A 19,728-nucleotide genomic window follows, 5' to 3' on the forward strand; every position below is an offset into this window, starting at 1 on the left:
CATGGCAATGACGAATGACGTCACGTTAGTACTACAAAATTGAGGCGAATTTCAGCGGTAACGGTAAAGTAGAGCGGTACATTCAGAGCAGAAGGACTTTTCATGACTCTCAATAAAACCGATCGCATCGTTATCACGCTGGGCAAACAGATTGTTAGCGGTAAGTACGTACCTGGTTCAGCGCTTCCGGCAGAGGCGGAGCTGTGTGAGGAATTTGAAACCTCACGCAACATCATTCGCGAAGTGTTCCGTTCGCTGATGGCGAAACGCCTTATTGAAATGAAGCGTTATCGCGGGGCGTTTGTTACGCCACGTAATCAGTGGAATTACCTTGATACTGACGTCCTGCAATGGGTACTGGAAAACGACTACGACCCGCGCCTGATTAGCGCAATGAGTGAAGTGCGTAACCTGGTCGAACCGGCTATAGCACGCTGGGCAGCGGAACGCGCGACCTCAAGCGATCTGGCAGAAATCGAGTCGGCGCTCAATGACATGATCGCCAACAACCAGGATCGGGATGCCTTCAATGAAGCGGATATTCGCTACCACGAGGCGGTGTTGCAGTCGGTACATAACCCGGTTTTACAGCAGCTTAGCGTGGCGATTAGCTCGCTACAGCGGGCAGTTTTTGAACGGACCTGGATGGGCGATGAGGCCAATATGCCGAAAACGCTCCAGGAACATAAGGCGCTATTCGATGCAATACGGCATCAGGATAGCGATGCGGCAGAGCAGGCGGCCTTAACCATGATCGCCAGCTCGACACGAAGGCTCAAGGAAATCACATGACAGCACGCTACATCGCAATTGACTGGGGATCGACCAATCTGCGCGCCTGGCTATATCAGGGCGAGCAGTGCCTGGAGAGCAGGCAATCCGAAGCGGGCGTAACGCGTCTGAACGGTAAATCCCCGGAGGCGGTGTTAGCAGAAGTGACCGATGCCTGGCGCGACGGCGCTACGCCGGTAGTGATGGCGGGAATGATCGGCAGTAACGTGGGCTGGAAAATCGCCCCTTATTTACCGGTTCCCGCCAGTTTCTCGGCCATTGGCGAGCATGTAACGTCTGTTGGCGACAATATCTGGATTATTCCCGGGCTTAGCGTTTCGCGCGAGGATAATCATAACGTGATGCGTGGCGAAGAAACCCAACTGCTGGGCGCCCGTTCGCTCTCCCCTTCCGCTGTCTATGTCATGCCCGGAACCCACTGCAAATGGGTGCAGACCGATGCTGAGCAAATCCACGATTTTCGCACTGTGATGACAGGAGAACTGCATCACCTGCTGCTGCGTCATTCGCTGGTGGGCGCAGGTTTGCCTGATCAGGTTCCGTCTCCGGAGGCGTTCAGCGCCGGTCTGGAGCGCGGTCTCAACTCGCCTGACGTTCTGCCAAAACTCTTTGAAGTTCGCGCTTCCCACGTGCTGGGAAGCCTGCCGCGAGAGCAGGTCAGCGAATTTTTATCCGGCCTGCTGATTGGCGCGGAAGTCGCCAGTATGGGCGATTTTATCCCAGGCGAGCAGGCCATCACCCTTGTTGCTGGCTCATCGCTGACCGCGCGCTATCAGCAGGCATTTCACGCTGTCGGGCGCGAGGTGGCGACGGTAGCCGGCGATACGGCATTTCAGGCAGGCATAAGGAGCATCGCACATGCAGTGGCAAACTGATCTTCCGCTAATCGCAATTCTACGCGGCATTACGCCCGATGAAGCGCTGGCACACGTCGGCGCGGTCATCGACGCCGGTTTCGATGCGGTTGAAATTCCACTTAACTCTCCGCAATGGGAAAAAAGCATTCCGACAGTCGTCGATGCGTTTGGTAACAGGGCGCTGATCGGGGCCGGAACGGTACTTAAACCCGAACAGGTAGACCAGCTCGCACAGTGGGGATGTAGGCTGATTGTTACGCCAAATATCAACCCAGACGTGATTCGCCGCGCGGTGGGCTACGGCATGACCGTCTGCCCGGGATGCGCTACGGCCACAGAAGCCTTTACCGCTCTCGATGCGGGCGCGCAGTCTCTCAAAATTTTCCCGTCGTCGGCCTTTGGCCCGGATTACATCAAAGCGCTGAAAGCGGTCTTACCCCCCAGCGTGCCGGTCTTTGCCGTGGGCGGCGTAACGCCGGAAAACCTGGCGCAGTGGATAAACGCAGGCTGTGTGGGGGCGGGGCTGGGCAGCGATCTTTATCGCGCCGGACAGTCAGTGGAACGAACCGCGCAGCAGGCGGCAGCATTTGTTAAAGCGTATCGAGAGGCAGTGAAATGAAGATAACGAAAATCACCACGTACCGTTTACCTCCGCGGTGGATGTTCCTGAAAATCGAAACCGATGAAGGCGTAGTTGGCTGGGGCGAACCGGTCATTGAAGGACGCGCGCGCACGGTGGAAGCGGCAGTCCATGAATTTGGCGATTACCTGATTGGTCAGGATCCAGCGCGTATCAACGATTTGTGGCAGGTCATGTACCGGGCCGGGTTTTACCGCGGCGGCCCGATCATGATGAGCGCCATCGCCGGTATTGACCAGGCGTTATGGGATATCAAAGGGAAAGTGCTGAATGCGCCCGTATGGCAACTGATGGGCGGTCTGGTGCGGGATAAAATCAAAGCCTACAGCTGGGTCGGCGGCGACCGTCCTGCAGAGGTGATTGATGGCATCAATAAGCTGCGTGGGATTGGTTTTGACACCTTCAAACTCAATGGCTGCGAAGAGCTGGGCGTTATCGACAATTCTCGGGCGATAGACCGCGCCGTCAATACCGTGGCGCAAATCCGTGAAGCCTTTGGCAGCGAAATTGAGTTTGGCCTGGACTTCCACGGACGCGTCAGCGCGCCGATGGCAAAAGTGCTAATTAAAGAGCTGGAGCCGTATCGCCCGCTGTTTATTGAGGAGCCGGTACTGGCCGAGCAGGCGGAATACTATCCGAAACTGGCAGAACAGACGCACATTCCGATCGCGGCGGGTGAACGTATGTTCTCGCGCTTTGAGTTCAAACGCGTGCTGGAAGCCGGCGGCATTGCGATATTACAGCCCGATCTCTCCCACGCGGGCGGCATCACTGAATGCTACAAGATTGCCGGGATGGCGGAAGCGTACGATGTGGCCCTGGCGCCGCACTGCCCGCTTGGACCCATCGCACTGGCGGCCTGTCTGCATGTGGATTTTGTCTCCCGCAACGCGGTGTTCCAGGAGCAAAGCATGGGTATTCACTACAACCAGGGCGCGGAGCTGCTCGACTTTGTGAAGAATAAAGAAGACTTCAACATGGAAGGCGGTTTCTTCAGGCCATTAATGAAACCGGGTCTGGGCGTAGAAATTGATGAAGCGAAGGTCATCGAGCTGAGCAAAAATGCGCCGGACTGGCGTAATCCTTTATGGCGTCATGAAGACGGCAGCGTAGCGGAGTGGTAATACGCGCCATACTTCGCGCATTCCGGTTACGTTTTTAATTAAAAAAATTAAACACACCCTCTGTAAATTACAGGGCATGGTGAGCGGCTTCGCTATGCCCAAAATCTGGAGACAGATTGCGATGGATATTCCAGTTACTGCTGCAAAAACCGGGCGTCGTCGTTATGTGACGCTGATTATGATCTTTATTACCGTGGTGATTTGCTATGTTGACCGCGCCAACCTTGCCGTGGCTTCAGCGCATATCCAGGAGGAGTTTGGCATCAGCAAAGCGGAAATGGGCTATGTTTTCTCGGCGTTTGCCTGGCTGTATACGCTGTGCCAAATCCCCGGCGGCTGGTTCCTTGACCGCGTGGGGTCGCGCCTGACTTACTTTATTGCCATTCTCGGCTGGTCGGTGGCGACCCTGTTCCAGGGATTCGCGACCGGATTGCTGTCGCTGATTGGCCTGCGTGCGATTACCGGGATTTTCGAAGCGCCCGCTTTCCCAACCAACAACCGGATGGTGACCAGTTGGTTCCCGGAGCATGAACGCGCTTCCGCTGTGGGTTTTTACACCTCAGGGCAGTTTGTCGGCCTGGCATTCCTCACTCCACTCCTTATCTGGATCCAGGAGCTGCTGAGCTGGCACTGGGTGTTTATCGTCACTGGCGGGATTGGCATTATCTGGTCGCTGATCTGGTTTAAGGTCTACCAGCCGCCGCGCCTGACCAAAAGTATCAGCAAAGCGGAACTGGACTATATTCGTGACGGCGGCGGCCTGGTGGACGGCGACGCGCCGGTGAAGAAAGAGGCGCGCCAGCCGCTGAGCAAAGCCGACTGGAAATTGGTGTTTCACCGCAAGCTGGTGGGCGTCTATCTGGGGCAGTTTGCGGTAACCTCGACGCTGTGGTTCTTTTTGACCTGGTTTCCGAACTACCTGACGCAGGAAAAAGGCATCACTGCCCTGAAAGCCGGTTTTATGACGACGGTGCCTTTCCTCGCCGCGTTCTTCGGTGTCCTGCTTTCCGGCTGGCTGGCAGACAAACTGGTGAAAAAAGGCTTCTCCCTCGGCGTGGCGCGTAAAACGCCGATTATCTGCGGCCTGTTAATCTCAACCTGTATTATGGGGGCTAACTACACCAACGATCCGGTCTGGATTATGACTCTGATGGCGCTGGCCTTCTTTGGCAATGGGTTTGCCTCTATCACCTGGTCGCTGGTTTCATCGCTTGCCCCGATGCGACTGATCGGCCTGACCGGCGGCGTGTTTAACTTTGTCGGTGGGCTCGGCGGGATCACCGTACCGCTGGTTATTGGTTACCTGGCGCAGGATTACGGCTTTGGCCCGGCGCTGGTCTATATTTCAGCCGTTGCCCTGGTGGGCGCCCTTTCTTATATCCTGCTGGTGGGGGATGTAAAACGCGTCGGTTAAGGCGTGTTTACCAGCCTGCCAGCGTTAACGGTGGGCTGGTCATCCTGCGTTACGGGAATATGCGCCACGCCGCTTTGCATGATCCATCTACGGGTCATCGCCGAGGTTAATACCCGACTCTTCAGGATTTTGCCATACAGCTTAAGGCGTAATTTGCGGGTCGCTTTTTGGTAAGCGCTATTTTTGTCCGCTGTTTTCTGCCCGAAAATACCGTGAAGGATCTCCGCGCTGTCCAGCGCATAGCTGATGCCTTCCAGCGAGCTGGCGCTGATAAATCCTGCCGCTTCGCCAATCAGAAAGGCATTCTCTTTACCGCAGACGAAGTCCGCCCAGCGCGACGGGAACAGAACCGTGCATTTCTCGCTTTTTACCGGTTTGCCGAAGCGGAACTGAAATACTTCCATCCTGGCTTTTAATGCTTCAAAACGGGCTTGTCCGTCCTTCATCGGATACGCCCCGCCAAAGATAAAATAGCCATCCTTACTGATGCTCCAGGAATAACAGTCCGTGGCGGCGTTATCGAAAATGCAGGAATAAAACGGCACCGGATGGCTTTCCGCAAACCACTGCTGGATAGCGACGTATTTGCGAATCCGATGTTGTGGATAAAGAGCACGGCGTACCAGTGAGTTTGCGCCATCGGCACCGACCAGATAGCGGGCGCTAATCTGCTGCTCCCAGCCGTCGGCGCGAAAAATAACGTGCCATTTGCCCTCTTCCCGCCAGACTTTACGGCACAGGCTGTCATGGTAAACCTGCACATCGTCAGGGATCAGCGACTTCATCCATAAATCAAAGGCATGGCGATTAATGTTGATGTAACTGCGCGGGTAGTTACGCGTGAGGGCTGCGTCAACGTCTACCGTCTTAACGCTGAATATTTGCGGATTAGCGATCACGTCCACAGGGAGCGTCATTCCGTCGCGAATAAATGAACGTTGTGCATCTGGCGCCAGCAGGCCGCCGCAAGGTTTAGTAAAGCCTTCGTTTCCGCACTGACGCTTTTTATCCAGCGCGATGACCCGCATCTTACCGCTTAACTTACGCGCCAGGGCTGCGCCCGCCGGGCCAAGGCCAATAATCGCAACGTCGAAATGTTCCATCTTTCTGTCCGCAAAAATAAAGATGACGCTACGCTAAAGCCTGAAAGTGAAGTCCTTGTGAAGTATGATGAGCAAAATCGTTTTGCAACGGGCTAACTCATGAAGCAAGTCACCTTTACGCCGCGTCATCATCAGCTTACCAATATCAATACCTGGACGCCGGACAGCAGTTGGCTGGTTTTTGATGTTCGCCCGTCCGGCGCGTCGTTTACGGGAGATACCATTGAGCGGGTCAATATATATACCGCTGAGCGGGAGGTGATTTACCGTGCCGATCGGGGGGCGCACGTTGGCGTCGTGACCGTTCATCCGCAGGTTGAAAAATATGTGTTCATTCACGGACCGGAGCATCCGGATGCGCACTGGCAGTACGATTTTCATCACCGTCGCGGAGTCATCGCTGAAGCGGGAAGCGTGTCGACTCTTGATGCGATGGACATCACCGCGCCCTGGACGCCTGGCGCGTTGCGTGGCGGCAGTCATGTCCATGTGTTTAGCCCGAACGGGAAATTTGTCAGCTTTACCTATAACGATCATGTGCTTCATGAGCGCGACCTGGCGCTGGATTTACGCAACGTTGGCGTCGCGACGCCGTATGGTCCGGTTACTGTTTCCGCAGAGCATCCCCGTGAGTACAGCGGCAGCCACTGGTGTGTGCTGGTCAGTCAGACCACGCCTTCGCCACAGCCGGGTAGCGATGAAATCAACCGCGCCTACGAAGAAGGCTGGGTGGGTAACGCTGCGTTGGCGTTTATTGGCGACACGCTTTCCGTGACGGGCGAAAAGGTGCCGGAACTGTTTCTGGTCGATCTCCCTCAGGATGAGGCGGGCTGGAAAACCCCCGGCGACGCGCCGCTGGAAGGTACGGCGTCAACCTTGCCCGCGCCGCCGCGCGGCGTGAATCAGCGTCGCCTGACGTTCACCCACTCGCGTCGTTTCCCGGGGCTGGTCAACGTGCCGCGCCACTGGGTACGTAGCAATCCACAGGGAAGCGAAATTGCCTTTTTGATGCGCGATGATAAAGGGATTGTGCAGCTCTGGCTTATTCCGGCGCAGGGTGGCGAACCGCGGCAGTTGACGCGCCATGCTACGGGCATACAGTCTGCGTTTAACTGGCATCCGTCGGGAAAATGGCTGGGATTTGTGCTGGATAACCGCATCGCCTGCTGCGATGCGCAAAACGGGGTGACGACGTTTCTGACCCAGCAACACGGGAATCCGCCGTCTGCGGATGCCGTCGTGTTCTCGCCGGATGGCAAGTGGGTGGCATGGATGGAAGACGTTGACGGTTTCCGGCAGCTTTGGGTGACAGAAACCAGTCTGTAATTATTGTACGGGCATTCTGGCTGGCGGGATCACGGCATTGGTGGCCTGAGTGCTCTCCTCGCTTTTTTCAACGCGCGACCTGACCGAGCTGTCTTTGCGGAACAAATCCCACGGCAAAAGAATCGTGTCCATTACCGCGGTAAAAGGCATATCCAGAACCGCCAGCGATTTGGTGCCCCAGTTGGTTTCATCGTCGCCAATCATCGCGGCGCTGGCGCGCGTGCCTGGGTAAGTTCCCTCTTTACCGCCAGTATGTGACATTACGCTGGAGCAACCACTCAGTAAAACCATCCCACTGCACATCATCAGCGTTAACAACACATTTCTTATCATGATTTATTCATCTATTGATTATGGGTGTTTGCATGATGAGTTATAGCTGTCCCTTGCCAGAAAAACATCCTCATCATGTCGCTCTGTGGCGGTTATCGCACTTTACCATTACGTGCCTTACCCACCCAGTCTATGCAATAGACACCAAACTGCAAAAAAAAGTCCGCCGGACGCGCTTGAAAAGTTCGCAATCAGACCCATTTTGATGTTGTAGACGAATGAAGGACACGCCTGATGGGTGTTCTGACTACCAGACCTGTCCATGATGGAAGGTCATATATTCTCGCTGATTTCAGGAGCTATTGATTATGCGTAACTTTGATTTATCCCCGCTGTACCGTTCTGCAATTGGTTTTGACCGCCTGTTTAACCTGCTAGAGAACAACCAGAGCCAGAGCAATGGCGGCTACCCTCCGTATAACGTTGAGCTGGTAGACGAAAACCACTACCGCATTGCGATTGCCGTTGCCGGTTTCGCAGAAAGCGAACTGGAAATTACCGCGCAGGATAACCTGCTGGTGGTGAAAGGCGCTCACGCGGATGAGCAAAAAGAACGTACTTACCTTTACCAGGGCATTGCGGAACGCAACTTTGAGCGCAAGTTCCAGTTAGCCGAGAACATTCATGTTCGTGGCGCGAATCTGGTAAACGGACTGCTGTATATCGAGCTTGAGCGCGTGATTCCGGAAGCGAACAAACCGCGCCGTATCGAGATCAACTAATTCCGCGGGCCGCGCTGCGCGGCCTGTTAAACAGTGCTTGCCGTCAGGGAGCACAGGCGAATCTGCGGATTCGCAAGCTTAACTCGCTTCTTAGAAGGAGAAACAACGATGCGTAACTACGATTTATCCCCTCTGCTGCGTCAATGGATCGGTTTCGACAAACTGGCCAGCGCGTTGCAAAATGCCGGTGAAAGCCAGAGCTTCCCGCCCTATAACATCGAAAAAAGCGACGATAACCACTACCGCATTACCCTTGCGCTGGCCGGTTTTCGTCAGGAAGATCTGGACATTCAACTGGAAGGCACACGGTTAACGGTAAAAGGCACCCCCGTACAGCCTGAAAAAGAGACCAAATGGTTACATCAGGGGCTGGTCAGCCAGGCGTTCAGCCTGAGCTTCACCCTGGCTGAAAATATGGAAGTCTCCGGCGCCACTTTCGTTAACGGGTTGCTGCATATCGATTTAACCCGCAATGTGCCGGAAACCCTTGCTCCGCAACGTATCGCCATTAGCGAACGTCCCGCGTTAAACAGCTAATAAAATAGCTCCTTGCCATTGCCCCGCCAGAAATGACGGGGCTTTTTTGTGTGAAGCGTACAACACGCCCGTCTTAAGCGCCTTTCCGGTTTTTTGTAACATCATAATGTGCGCCAGTCTGCATATATGCCTGAACGATTCAGTCATAATCCTTATAAATTCAAATGTTATTCACAGGGAATAAAAATGAGTGATATAGCATTGACGGTCAGCGTTCTGGCGTTGGTGGCAGTTGTCGGATTATGGATCGGCAATATCAAGGTGCGGGGTGTCGGCTTCGGCATTGGGGGCGTGCTGTTCGGCGGGATTATCGTCGGCCACTTTGTCGACCAGGCAGGCGTGACGCTGAGCGGCGATATGCTGCACTTCATCCAGGAGTTTGGCCTGATCCTTTTTGTCTACACCATTGGCATTCAGGTGGGGCCGGGCTTCTTCGCCTCGCTGCGCGTTTCAGGCTTACGCCTCAACCTGTTTGCGATTCTGATAGTCATCATGGGCGGCCTGGTCACCGCAATCCTGCATAAAATCTTCGCTATCCCGCTGCCGGTGGTGCTGGGGATATTTTCTGGCGCGGTGACCAATACCCCGGCGCTGGGGGCAGGGCAGCAAATTCTGCGCGATCTGGGTACGCCCATGGAGGTGGTGGATCAGATGGGGATGAGCTACGCGATGGCTTATCCGTTTGGTATTTGCGGCATTTTGCTGACCATGTGGCTGATGCGGCTGATTTTCCGCGTCAATGTCGATGCGGAAGCGCGACAGCATGAATCGACGCTCACTCATGGACATTCACTGATACAGACCATCAATATCCGCGTTGAAAACCCTAACCTCAACAATATGGCGATCCAGGATGTGCCCATCCTGAACAGTGACAAAATTATCTGCTCGCGTCTGAAGCGTGAGGAGACGCTAATGGTGCCGTCGCCGACCACCGTCATTCAGATTGGCGATCTGTTGCACCTGGTTGGGCAGCCCGGCGATCTGCATAACGCCCAGCTGGTTATCGGTCAGGAAGTGGATACCTCGCTTTCAACGCGGGGCACCGATTTACGCGTTGAGCGGGTGGTGGTGACTAACGAAAAAGTGCTCGGCAAGCGCATCCGCGATCTGCATTTTAAGGAACGTTACGATGTGGTGATCTCCCGACTCAACCGCGCAGGCGTTGAGCTGGTCGCCAGTAGCGATGCCAGCTTGCAGTTTGGCGACATTCTCAATCTGGTGGGCCGTCCAGCCTCGATCGATGCCGTGGCCAATGTCGTTGGAAACGCCCAGCAGAAGCTGCAGCAGGTACAGATGTTGCCGGTATTTATTGGTATCGGTTTGGGGGTATTGCTGGGCTCCATTCCGCTGTTCATTCCTGGCTTCCCGGTGGCCTTAAAACTGGGGCTGGCGGGTGGGCCGCTGATTATGGCGTTGATCCTCGGTCGTATCGGCAGCGTCGGTAAGCTGTACTGGTTTATGCCGCCGAGCGCCAACCTGGCGTTGCGGGAACTGGGTATTGTGCTTTTCCTGGCGGTTGTCGGCCTGAAATCAGGCGGTGACTTTATCGATACCCTGACCCAGGGCGAAGGCTTAAGCTGGATTGGCTACGGCATATTTATCACCGCGATCCCGCTGATTACCGTTGGTCTGCTGGCGCGAATTTTCGCCAAAATGAACTACCTGACGCTGTGCGGAATGCTGGCCGGTTCAATGACCGATCCGCCCGCGCTGGCGTTTGCGAATAACCTGCATGCCACCAGCGGCGCGGCGGCGCTCTCTTATGCCACGGTGTATCCGCTGGTGATGTTCCTGCGAATTATCACGCCGCAACTGCTGGCGGTGATTTTTTGGGGGTTAGGATAACGTTGGCTGCCGGATAGCGCTGTGAATTGCGCTTATCCGGCATACTCATTTTTACGTTTCAGCACTGCCGATGGCGCATAGCCAAATTTCTGTTTAAACGCCTTGCTGAAGTGAAACGAATCAAAAAAGTTGAGCCTGTCCGCCACCTGCCCGACGGTATTTCCCTCTTGCTTCAACAGCGACAACGCCAGTTCCAGCCGGGCATCCAGTACATATTCCTTCGGCGTCTTGCCGGTATAGCGTAAAAAGAGCCGACGTAGCCAGGCTTCGCTACAGGGAAGCGTTGCCGCCATATCAGCGACGCTCCAGCGCTGTTGCAAACTGGCATGGAGAGTGGCAATAAGTTTTTCAATTTGCAGACGTTGCGGATCTTTTTTACCTTCTGCGTCAATAAGACAAATCCACTGATAAATTATTTTGGTGAGAAACGCGACGGCAAGGTTATTTTTGATCGGCTCTGGCGACGTGATTAATTGTGAGACATATTCCAGTTCATTATTATAATCCTCACCCTGATAAATAACGCTTTGTTGACGAACAGGAATATCCATAACGCTGGTGGGCGTAAACTCCATCCAGTATTGTTCCCACAGCAATCCGTCACAATGATAAGACTGAATATCCGTCGGTTTTAAAAAAATGATGCAATTGCCATTAAGTGTAATTTGTTCGCCGTCTTTTAAGCGTATTTTTCCGCACCCCTGAACGGTATACACAGCGACCCAGGCGTTGGCGATTAGCGGTTTTTTCTTATCGCGTGGCCAAATAACCCGATACTGTTCATCGGCGAAGGTGTGCCACAGCGATATCAATGAAATGCCGCTGGAGATCACATTTTCATTAATCAACAGCGGAATATTGTACGTCGTTTCGTTTTTTACATGCGAACTTTGCAAATTTCCATTCATTTTAATTTCTCGCCGGAGAATTATGCTCACAACCTGAACATAACAGAAAAGGATCCGTTCAGGGATATGACGTATGTACTTTAAGAAATCTGACTGCCTGAACCGGCCTGTTATTGCTCTTCCCTACACCGAGCGCGCCGGGACATAAACACTAAAAGGGCTAAGAGATGAATACGCTACAAATTTTGAGCTTTGTCGGCTTTACGCTGTTGGTGGCGGCGATCACCTGGTGGAAAGTACGCAAAACGGATACCGGTTCGCAACAGGGATATTTTCTGGCGGGGCGTTCACTGAAAGCGCCGGTTATCGCCGCGTCGTTAATGCTGACCAACCTGTCCACCGAACAGTTGGTGGGCCTTTCTGGCCAGGCGTACAAGAGCGGGATGTCGGTCATGGGATGGGAAGTGACGTCCGCTGTTACCTTAATTTTCCTCGCGCTGATCTTCCTGCCGCGTTATCTCCAGCGCGGCATCGCGACCATTCCTGATTTTCTTGAAGAGCGCTATGATAAAACGACGCGCATTATTATTGACTTCTGCTTTTTGATTGCGACTGGCGTCTGTTTTCTGCCGATCGTGTTGTATTCCGGCGCGCTGGCGTTAAACAGCCTGTTTCATATCAGCGAATCGCTGCAAATATCCCACGGCGCGGCGATCTGGCTGTTGGTTATTTTACTCGGGCTGGCGGGGATTATTTACGCGGTTATCGGCGGTCTGCGGGCAATGGCGGTGGCCGACTCTATCAACGGTATCGGTCTGGTGATTGGCGGCCTGTTAGTGCCCATATTTGGCTTAATGGCCATGGGGAAAGGCAGTTTTTTACAGGGTATTGAACAGCTCACTACCGTGCATGCGGAAAAATTAAACTCCATTGGCGGGGCGAACGATCCGTTGCCCATTGGCGCGGCGTTTACCGGCCTGATTCTGGTAAACACTTTTTACTGGTGCACAAATCAGGGCATTGTGCAGCGCACGCTGGCGTCGAAAAGCCTGGCGGAAGGGCAAAAAGGGGCGTTATTAACCGCCGTACTGAAAATGCTCGACCCGCTGGTGCTGGTATTGCCGGGATTGATTGCGTTTCACCTGTATCAGGATTTACCTAAAGCGGATATGGCGTACCCGACGCTGGTGAATAATGTGTTGCCGGTTCCGCTGGTGGGTTTTTTTGGCGCGGTATTATTTGGTGCGGTGATCAGCACCTTCAACGGTTTTCTTAATAGCGCCAGCACGTTATTCAGCATGGGCATTTATCGCCGCATCATCAACCCGCAGGCGCAACCAGACCAGCTTGTGCGCGTCGGACGTAAATTCGGCTTCTTCATCGCCATTATTTCCGTTCTGGTGGCGCCGTGCATCGCCAACGCGCCGGAAGGGCTTTACAGCTGGATGAAACAGCTTAACGGCATCTATAACGTACCGCTGGTGACGATTATTATCATGGGCTTTTTCTTCCCGCGGATTCCTGCCCTGGCGGCAAAAGTGGCGATGGCGCTGGGAATTGTCAGTTATATCACCATCAACTATCTGGTGAAGTTTGATTTTCACTTCCTCTATGTCCTGGCCTGTACCTTCTGCATCAATGTTTTCGTCATGCTCATCATCGGCGCGATCAAACCGCGCGCCACGCCGTTCAGGTTTCAGGACGCGTTTGCGGTGGACATGCAGCCGTGGAAAAACGCGAAGATCGCCTCCGTTGGCATCCTGTCCGCCATGATTGGCGTCTATTCCGGACTCGCGCAGTTTGGTGGTTATTCTACCCGCTGGCTGACCATTCTCAGTTACGGCATAACAGCGCTGGTCATTTTTTATTTGATCTACAGCAGTTGGCAGACCCGCCGTTCTGCCGCTGCGACCTGTGTCCCTGACGCTAAGGAAAACGCATGACCCGGCCTAACTTTCTGTTCATCATGACCGACACTCAGGCAACCAATATGGTTGGGTGTTACAGCGGTAAGCCGCTGAACACGCATCATATTGACCAGCTGGCCGCCGAAGGCGTCCGCTTCAATTCCGCCTTTACCTGTTCGCCGGTGTGCACGCCCGCCCGCGCGGGACTGTTTACCGGCATCTACGCCAATCAGTCCGGACCGTGGACGAACAATGTCGCGCCGGGGAAAAATATCTCCACGATGGGGCGTTATTTTAAAGATGCGGGCTACCACACCTGTTATATCGGGAAATGGCACCTTGACGGGCACGACTATTTTGGGACTGGCGAATGCCCGCCGGAATGGGACGCTGACTACTGGTACGACGGGGCGAATTACCTGGCGGAACTGAGTGAGAAAGAGATCGCCTTGTGGCGTAACGGCCTGAACAGCATAGACGATTTACAGGCCAACAACATTGATGAGACGTTTACCTGGGCGTATCGCATCAGCAACCGGGCGGTGGATTTTCTTCACCAGCCCGCCCGCGCTGACGAGCCATTTTTGATGGTTGTCTCCTACGACGAACCGCACCATCCGTTTACCTGCCCGGTAGCGTATTTGCAGAAATATCAGGATTTTTATTACGAACTGGGGGCGAAAGCGCGCGATACGCTGGCAAACAAGCCTGAACATCATCGCTTGTGGTCCCAGGCAATGCCCTCACCGGTGGGCGAAGACGGGCGCTATTACCACCCGCTCTACTTCGCCTGCAATGATTTTGTTGACGATCAGATCGGACGGGTCATTAATGCTTTAACGCCGGAGCAACGGAAAAATACCTGGGTGATCTACACGTCCGATCATGGCGAAATGATGGGCGCGCATCGGCTGATCAGTAAAGGGGCGGCGATGTACGATGACATCACGCGCATACCGCTGATCATCCGTTCGCCACAGGGCGAGCGCCGTCAGGTGGATACCCCGGTCAGCCATATCGATCTGCTGCCGACCCTGATGGCGCTGGCGGGTATGGATAAGCCGGATATTCTGCCGGGTGAAAATATTCTGGCCGCGCATTCGCCGCGCGGTGTGATGGTGGAGTTCAACCGCTACGAGATTGAACACGACAGCTTTGGCGGGTTTATTCCGGTGCGCTGCTGGGTGACGGAGGAATACAAGCTGGTGCTTAACCTGTTCACTACTGATGAACTCTATGACCGGAAAAACGATGCGGATGAGTTAAATAACCTGATCGATGACCCCGGTTTCACTGAGGTTCGCAACGCGATGCACGATGCGCTACTGGATTATATGGACAAAATCCGCGATCCGTTTCGAACGTACCAGTGGAGTCTGCGCCCGTGGCGCAAAGACGCGCAGCCGCGCTGGATGGGCGCTTTCCGCCCGCGTCCTGAAGACGGTTATTCGCCGGTTGTGCGTGATTACGATACCGGTTTGCCCACTCAGGGCGTGAAAGTGGAGGAGAAAAAACAGAAGTTCTGACTACAATGTTTGCTTGCCCGGCCTGCGTTTACGCATACCCGTAGGCCGAATAAGGCGTCAGCCGCCCCGGCGCCAGGCAATATTGATGAAAAGGAGTCCTGATGAAGATTTCCCGCCTTGGAGAAGCGCCGGACTACCGCTTCTCGCTGGCAAACGAGCGTACATTTCTGGCGTGGATCCGCACCGCGCTGGGTTTTCTGGCGGCAGGCGTCGGTCTCGACCAGCTCGCGCCGGATTTCGCCACGCCGGTGATTCGTGAACTGTTGGCGCTACTGCTGTGCCTGTTTTCGGGCGGTCTGGCGATTTACGGCTATCTTCGCTGGTTACGTAACGAAAAGGCGATGCGCCTGAAAGAAGATTTACCCTACACGCATAGCTTGCTGATTATCAGCTTGATTTTGATGGTTGTGGCGGCAATCGTCATCGCGCTGGTGCTGTATGCCGGATAGCCGGAAAGCGCGGCGGATTGCCGATCCCGGGTTACAGCCTGAACGCACATCGCTGGCCTGGTTTCGGACACTGCTGGGCTATGGCGCGTTGATGGCGCTGGCGGTCAAACACAACTGGCATCAGGCCGGATTTCTGTTCTGGGTCTCCATCGCGGTGCTGGCGGTAGTCGCGATTATCCTCTGGCGCTACACCCTGAATCGTAACCTGATGGACGTGACGCACCCGGATTTTTCGCAATCCAGAGCAGTGCGTGACAAATTTATGATCTCCCTCGCGGTGTTATCCCTCGCAATACTGTTTGCTGTTACGCACATTCGCCAACTTATTGCCTTTATCGGGAATTTCGCATGACAGGATGTCAGGTCATGGCCAAGCCGGCCAGTTCACGTTGTAACCTTGATTGTCGTTACTGTTTTTATATCGATAAACCCACCCAGCCAGTTATGGATGACGCCACGCTCACGGCGTTTATCCAGCAACATATTGCTGCGCAGCCGGGGCCGGAGGTGCTGTTTGCCTGGCAGGGCGGCGAACCGACCCTTTGTGGCCTGGATTTTTTCCACCGCGTCGTTGCCTTACAAAAACAGTACGGCGAGGGGAAACAGATCCGCAACGCCTTCCAGACAAATGGCATAGTACTTAATGACGACTGGTGTCGTTTTCTGCATGACAACGGCTGGCTGGTTGGACTGTCGCTGGATGGTCCGGCGGCGCTGCACGACGCGTATCGTGTGAGCCGAAGCGGGCGCCCAACCCATCATAACGTCATCAACGCACTGGAGAAGCTTGTCGCGCATCGCGTCGCGTTCAACCTGTTGGTGGTGGTCAATCGGCTGAACAGCCAGCAGCCGGAGGAAATGTATCGCTATCTTCGTCAGCTCGGCACGCCGTTTTTGCAGTTTATTCCGTTGGTGGAATATGACGAAACCGGCGCGTTGAGCGCAGAGTCCGTCGAGCCGCGGGCGTGGGGGGATTTTTTGAGCCGCGTGTTTGACCTCTGGGTGCGGGAAGATATTGGCCGCGTCTATGTCCAGCTTTTCGATTCGACGCTGGGCGTATGGTGCGGCTACCCGTCACAGATGTGTGCGTTAAGTAAAACCTGCGGTCATGCGTTTGCGCTGGAGGCGAATGGCGATCTGTATCAGTGCGACCATTACGTTTATCCGCAGTATCTGTTAGGTAATATTCATCACACGTTATTGAAAGTCATCAATGAGATGCCGCAGGTGGAGGCATTTGGTCGCAGTAAAAACACCACCCTGACCGCAACCTGTCAGCGCTGCGTCTGGCTAAAATTCTGCCATGGCGACTGCCCTAAACATCGAGATGCCTCAGGAAAAAGCCCGCTGTGCGCGGGCTACAGAGCCTTTTTTTCCCATACTGCGCCATATATGCGTGTGATGCGCGACCTCATTAAAATGCATCGCTCACCGATGGAACTGATGGCGATGCTGCACTAAGTGGCGGCAGACCGGTTACGCACTGCGCCATCCGGCCTGTTTCAACAGGAAACTAACGCCCTTTCGCAAGGTATTGCGCCATTTCCGCTTCCGGCACCATGCCGCCGCCGGTTGCCCAGACCACATGCGTCGCGCTGGCGAGCTGAGACGGCGTAAAACGGTGCATTCGCGAGTAGTCTGCCGAGGCGCAGACGCGTTGCGGCCCGGCCATACCCGCCAGTGCTGACGGTTCCAGACGGATATTTTCTTCCTGCGCCAGCCAGCCCAGCATGTCGTACATGGTCTGATCGTCGAGGGTATATAGCCCGTCCAGCAGGCGCTCCATGGCCCGGCCAACAAATCCTGAGGCGCGTCCCACGGCCAGCCCGTCAGCGGCGGTCACGTTATCAATCCCAATGTCCTGCACCGAGAGCGCGTCATGCAGGCCGGTATACACGCCGAGCAGCATACACGGCGAATGGGTTGGTTCGGCGAAAAAGCAGTGAACATGGTCGCCGAAGGCCAGTTTAAGACCAAATGCCACCCCGCCAGGACCGCCGCCCACGCCGCACGGCAGATAGACAAACAGCGGATGCGCGGCGTCTACCACGCGCCCCTGTTTTTCAAACTGCGCCTTCAGACGCTGCCCGGCCACCGCATAGCCTAAAAACAGCGTGCGCGAGTTTTCATCGTCGATAAAGAAGCAGTTCGGGTCGGCCTCCGCCGCCTTGCGCCCCTGCTCCACCGCCACGCCGTAATCCTCTTCATACTCAACCACGGTAACGCCGTGGCTGCGCAGTTTAGCCTTTTTCCACGCGCGGGCGTCAGCGGACATATGCACGGTGACCTTAAAGCCGATGCGGGCGCTCATAATACCGATCGACAGCCCGAGATTGCCTGTTGAACCTACCGCAATACTGTACTGGCTGAAAAAGGCTTTGAACTCTGGACTGAGAAGCGCGCTGTAATCATCTTCGGTGGTCAACAGACCGGCTTCCAGCGCCAGTTTCTCTGCGTGAGCCAGCACTTCATAAATGCCGCCACGGGCTTTAATGGAGCCGGAGATTGGCAGATGACTGTCTTTTTTGAGCAGGATTTCGCCGCTGATGGCCTGTCCATACTCTTTTTCCAGCCGTTGTTGCATTGCCGGAATCGCCACCACGTCAGATTCAATAATCCCGCCGCTAACAGCGGTTTCCGGAAAGGCTTTCGCGAGATACGGCGCAAAGCGGGCCAGCCGGGCGTGCGCACCTTTTACGTCGGCTTCCGTTAACCCCACGTAGGGTAAACCTTCTGCAAGAGAGGTCGTGGCAGGGTTAAACCAGGTGGTTTCTTTCAGCGCCACCAAATCCTCTACCAGGGGATAACGGGTCATGAGTTGTTGAATGTTTTCCATAGTACGTCTCTTTGCATTCAGATGATAAAGGAAAGCAGGAATGTGCAGGCCAGCGCAATGACCGAGGCGATAAATGTCGCGGTCGTATAATATTTGAACGTTTCATTCAGCGTTGCGCCACAATACTGCTTCACCAGCCAGAAGAGGGAATCGGTCACGATCGTGCAGCCAATGGCGCCGGAACCGATGGCAATGGCGATGATCTCAGGACTTACGTTGGGATAGAGCGGCAGCATCGGGGCGACAATCGCCGTTGCCCCCATCATCGCGACGGTGGCGGAACCGACCGCGGCATGAAGAATCAACGCCACCAGCCAGGCCAGCAGGATCGGATGCATATCCATGTTCGAGAGGATCACCGCCAGCGTATCCGCCAGTCCGCTACTTTTAAGGATCGCGTTAAACGCGCCGCCAGCACCGATAATCAGCAGGATATTGGCAATCGAACCGAAGCCGTTTTCGGTGTGGGTCAACATCGTGCCCATGCTCATCTGCTGGCGCAGGCCAAGAATGTAATAAGCCACAAAGACGGCGATGAACATGGCGGTAATTGGGTTGCCGATAAACTCCAGCAGCGTATACAACGTGCTGCCTTTTGCCATGTTTAACTCTGCGACGGTTTTCAGCAGCATCAGGCCAATGGGCAGCAACACGGTAAACAGCGTTGCGCCTAAAGACGGCAGCGTACTTTCTTCGCGCACCTTAAGGTCGGAAAACTCGGCCGGTACTGCCTTAAACGGCAGGCGGTTGCCGAGAAACTTCAGGAACAGCGGCCCGCCAACCAGCGACGCCATCAATCCTACCAGCAGGCCGTAAACGATCACTGAACCGATATCCGCGCCCAGTTTATTCGCCACAAACAGGGCGGCCGGGTGCGGCGGCACCACGCAGTGGACGGCCATCAGCGCGGTACAAAGCGGAATGGCGAGCTTAAGCAGCGAGGTATTGGTTTTCCTCGCAATAGAGAACGCCAGCGGAATGAGCAGTACCACGCCCACTTCCACAAACAGGGTGATCCCGCAGATCAGCCCCACCAGCACCATAATGACGTCGGCGGAGAGCCAGCGGCAACGCTGGAGCGTCAACCCGATGCGTTCCGCCGCGCCGGAAACTTCCATCATTTTGCCAAGAATGGTGCCAAGCCCGATAACTGCGGCGAGGAAGCCCAGCGTACCGCCGATCCCGCTTTCAACGGCATTGACCATGTCCAGCGGTCCCATGCCCATCATGGTTCCCACGAAGAAGCTGGCGAGCAACAGCGCCAGAAACGGGTGGAATTTGAATTTCACGATGGTCAATACAATTAACACGATGCTTACCAGCAGCGTGCTCACAACCCAGATTTGAGAGTGCATATCTCACCTTGCCCTGTGATTTACCTGCTTCCATTGGACGAAAAAACAGCACGCGCTGACAAACGATATAAATACGCTTTCACATGAACCAGATTGAACCAAACAGGTGAT

At 54.7% G+C, this 19,728-nt stretch carries 19 protein-coding genes and 1 other annotated feature; of the genes, 14 read left to right on the forward strand and 5 right to left on the reverse strand.

All coding sequences use genetic code 11. The features are described 5' to 3' along the window. The first annotated feature begins 102 nt into the window (after nt 1-102). The 5 genes from dgoR to APU02_RS09985 all read left to right on the forward strand — a co-directional run bounded on the left by dgoR (nt 103) and on the right by APU02_RS09985 (nt 4,827). Nucleotides 103-792, forward strand: a complete 690-nt coding sequence (gene dgoR / locus APU02_RS09965) for a D-galactonate utilization transcriptional regulator DgoR (RefSeq protein ID WP_042287238.1) — start codon at nt 103-105, stop codon at nt 790-792. Next, nucleotides 789-1,667: a 2-dehydro-3-deoxygalactonokinase gene (locus tag APU02_RS09970; RefSeq protein ID WP_060569965.1), complete on the forward strand. Its 879-nt coding sequence runs from the start codon at nt 789-791 to the stop codon at nt 1,665-1,667. Before dgoR ends, APU02_RS09970 begins: the two co-directional genes overlap by 4 nt. After that, nucleotides 1,651-2,268 carry a 2-dehydro-3-deoxy-6-phosphogalactonate aldolase gene (locus APU02_RS09975; RefSeq protein WP_060569966.1) on the forward strand — a complete coding sequence of 206 codons (618 nt, stop codon included), beginning with the start codon at nt 1,651-1,653 and terminating at the stop codon, nt 2,266-2,268. Before APU02_RS09970 ends, APU02_RS09975 begins: the two co-directional genes overlap by 17 nt. After that, nucleotides 2,265-3,413, forward strand: a complete 1,149-nt coding sequence (gene dgoD, locus APU02_RS09980; protein WP_042287229.1) for a galactonate dehydratase — start codon at nt 2,265-2,267, stop codon at nt 3,411-3,413. The genes APU02_RS09975 and dgoD overlap by 4 nt, the downstream gene beginning before the upstream one ends. Nucleotides 3,414-3,489: 76 nt before the next feature. After that, complete coding sequence (locus APU02_RS09985; protein WP_060569967.1) at nt 3,490-4,827, forward strand: MFS transporter; 1,338 nt, start codon at nt 3,490-3,492, stop codon at nt 4,825-4,827. Here the strand turns inward: APU02_RS09985 and cbrA are convergent. Next, nucleotides 4,824-5,930, reverse strand: a complete 1,107-nt coding sequence (cbrA, locus tag APU02_RS09990) for a colicin M resistance lipid reductase CbrA (RefSeq protein WP_060569968.1) — start codon at nt 5,928-5,930, stop codon at nt 4,824-4,826. The genes APU02_RS09985 and cbrA overlap by 4 nt on opposite strands. Before the next feature lie 99 nt (nt 5,931-6,029). On the opposite strand from cbrA, the gene APU02_RS09995 reads away from it, so the two are divergent. Beyond that, entirely contained in the window at nt 6,030-7,256 is a 1,227-nt protein-coding gene (locus APU02_RS09995) for a DUF3748 domain-containing protein (RefSeq protein ID WP_060569969.1), read from the forward strand. On the opposite strand, the gene APU02_RS10000 is transcribed toward APU02_RS09995, so the two are convergent. Continuing rightward, the gene (locus APU02_RS10000) at nt 7,257-7,589 is read right to left on the reverse strand and encodes a YceK/YidQ family lipoprotein (RefSeq protein ID WP_060569970.1); all 333 of its coding nucleotides are present in this window, start codon (nt 7,587-7,589) and stop codon (nt 7,257-7,259) included. Between the two features lie 242 nt (nt 7,590-7,831). Beyond that, nucleotides 7,832-7,904: a sequence feature (ROSE (Repression Of Heat Shock gene Expression) occurs in the 5'-region of heat shock genes and acts as an RNA thermometer to modulate expression.), on the forward strand. On the opposite strand from APU02_RS10000, the gene ibpA reads away from it, so the two are divergent. From ibpA to APU02_RS10015, 3 genes are all read left to right on the forward strand, one after another. Then, a complete protein-coding gene (gene ibpA, locus APU02_RS10005) occupies nt 7,898-8,311 on the forward strand; it encodes a small heat shock chaperone IbpA (RefSeq protein ID WP_001532742.1) in 414 nt (137 codons plus the stop codon). Its footprint overlaps the feature before it by 7 nt. A 108-nt stretch (nt 8,312-8,419) precedes the next feature. Further along, nucleotides 8,420-8,848: a small heat shock chaperone IbpB gene (ibpB, locus tag APU02_RS10010; RefSeq protein WP_042287214.1), complete on the forward strand. Its 429-nt coding sequence runs from the start codon at nt 8,420-8,422 to the stop codon at nt 8,846-8,848. A 186-nt stretch (nt 8,849-9,034) separates the two neighbouring features. Next, nucleotides 9,035-10,696, forward strand: coding sequence for a putative transporter (locus tag APU02_RS10015; RefSeq protein ID WP_042287210.1), 1,662 nt, complete (start codon nt 9,035-9,037; stop codon nt 10,694-10,696). A gap of 32 nt (nt 10,697-10,728) precedes the next feature. Here the strand turns inward: APU02_RS10015 and APU02_RS10020 are convergent, their stop codons facing one another. Continuing rightward, nucleotides 10,729-11,604 carry an AraC family transcriptional regulator gene (locus APU02_RS10020; protein ID WP_060569971.1) on the reverse strand — a complete coding sequence of 292 codons (876 nt, stop codon included), beginning with the start codon at nt 11,602-11,604 and terminating at the stop codon, nt 10,729-10,731. Nucleotides 11,605-11,771: 167 nt separating this feature from the next. On the opposite strand from APU02_RS10020, the gene APU02_RS10025 reads away from it, so the two are divergent. The 5 genes from APU02_RS10025 to APU02_RS10045 all read left to right on the forward strand — a co-directional run bounded on the left by APU02_RS10025 (nt 11,772) and on the right by APU02_RS10045 (nt 16,887). Further along, on the forward strand, nt 11,772-13,487 hold the full coding sequence (locus tag APU02_RS10025; RefSeq protein ID WP_060569972.1) for a solute:sodium symporter family transporter: 1,716 nt from the start codon (nt 11,772-11,774) through the stop codon (nt 13,485-13,487). After that, nucleotides 13,484-14,977 (forward strand): sulfatase-like hydrolase/transferase, encoded by a 1,494-nt coding sequence (locus APU02_RS10030; RefSeq protein WP_060569973.1) that lies wholly within the window; start codon nt 13,484-13,486, stop codon nt 14,975-14,977. Before APU02_RS10025 ends, APU02_RS10030 begins: the two co-directional genes overlap by 4 nt. 101 nt (nt 14,978-15,078) lie before the next feature. Next, nucleotides 15,079-15,426 carry a YidH family protein gene (locus APU02_RS10035; RefSeq protein ID WP_042287198.1) on the forward strand — a complete coding sequence of 116 codons (348 nt, stop codon included), beginning with the start codon at nt 15,079-15,081 and terminating at the stop codon, nt 15,424-15,426. Continuing rightward, complete coding sequence (locus APU02_RS10040) at nt 15,416-15,778, forward strand: DUF202 domain-containing protein (RefSeq protein WP_060569974.1); 363 nt, start codon at nt 15,416-15,418, stop codon at nt 15,776-15,778. Before APU02_RS10035 ends, APU02_RS10040 begins: the two co-directional genes overlap by 11 nt. Further along, on the forward strand, nt 15,775-16,887 hold the full coding sequence (locus APU02_RS10045; protein ID WP_157845136.1) for an anaerobic sulfatase maturase: 1,113 nt from the start codon (nt 15,775-15,777) through the stop codon (nt 16,885-16,887). Before APU02_RS10040 ends, APU02_RS10045 begins: the two co-directional genes overlap by 4 nt. Before the next feature lie 52 nt (nt 16,888-16,939). Here the strand turns inward: APU02_RS10045 and dsdA are convergent, their stop codons facing one another. Both dsdA and dsdX read right to left on the reverse strand, forming a co-directional pair. Continuing rightward, nucleotides 16,940-18,262, reverse strand: coding sequence for a D-serine ammonia-lyase (gene dsdA / locus APU02_RS10050; protein ID WP_060569976.1), 1,323 nt, complete (start codon nt 18,260-18,262; stop codon nt 16,940-16,942). Nucleotides 18,263-18,279: 17 nt separating this feature from the next. Then, the gene (gene dsdX / locus APU02_RS10055; protein ID WP_060569977.1) at nt 18,280-19,617 is read right to left on the reverse strand and encodes a D-serine transporter DsdX; all 1,338 of its coding nucleotides are present in this window, start codon (nt 19,615-19,617) and stop codon (nt 18,280-18,282) included. Between the last annotated feature and the right edge of the window lie 111 nt (nt 19,618-19,728).

Source organism: Citrobacter sp. 50677481 (genome assembly GCF_001463265.1).
GTDB lineage: Bacteria > Pseudomonadota > Gammaproteobacteria > Enterobacterales > Enterobacteriaceae > Citrobacter_A > Citrobacter_A sedlakii.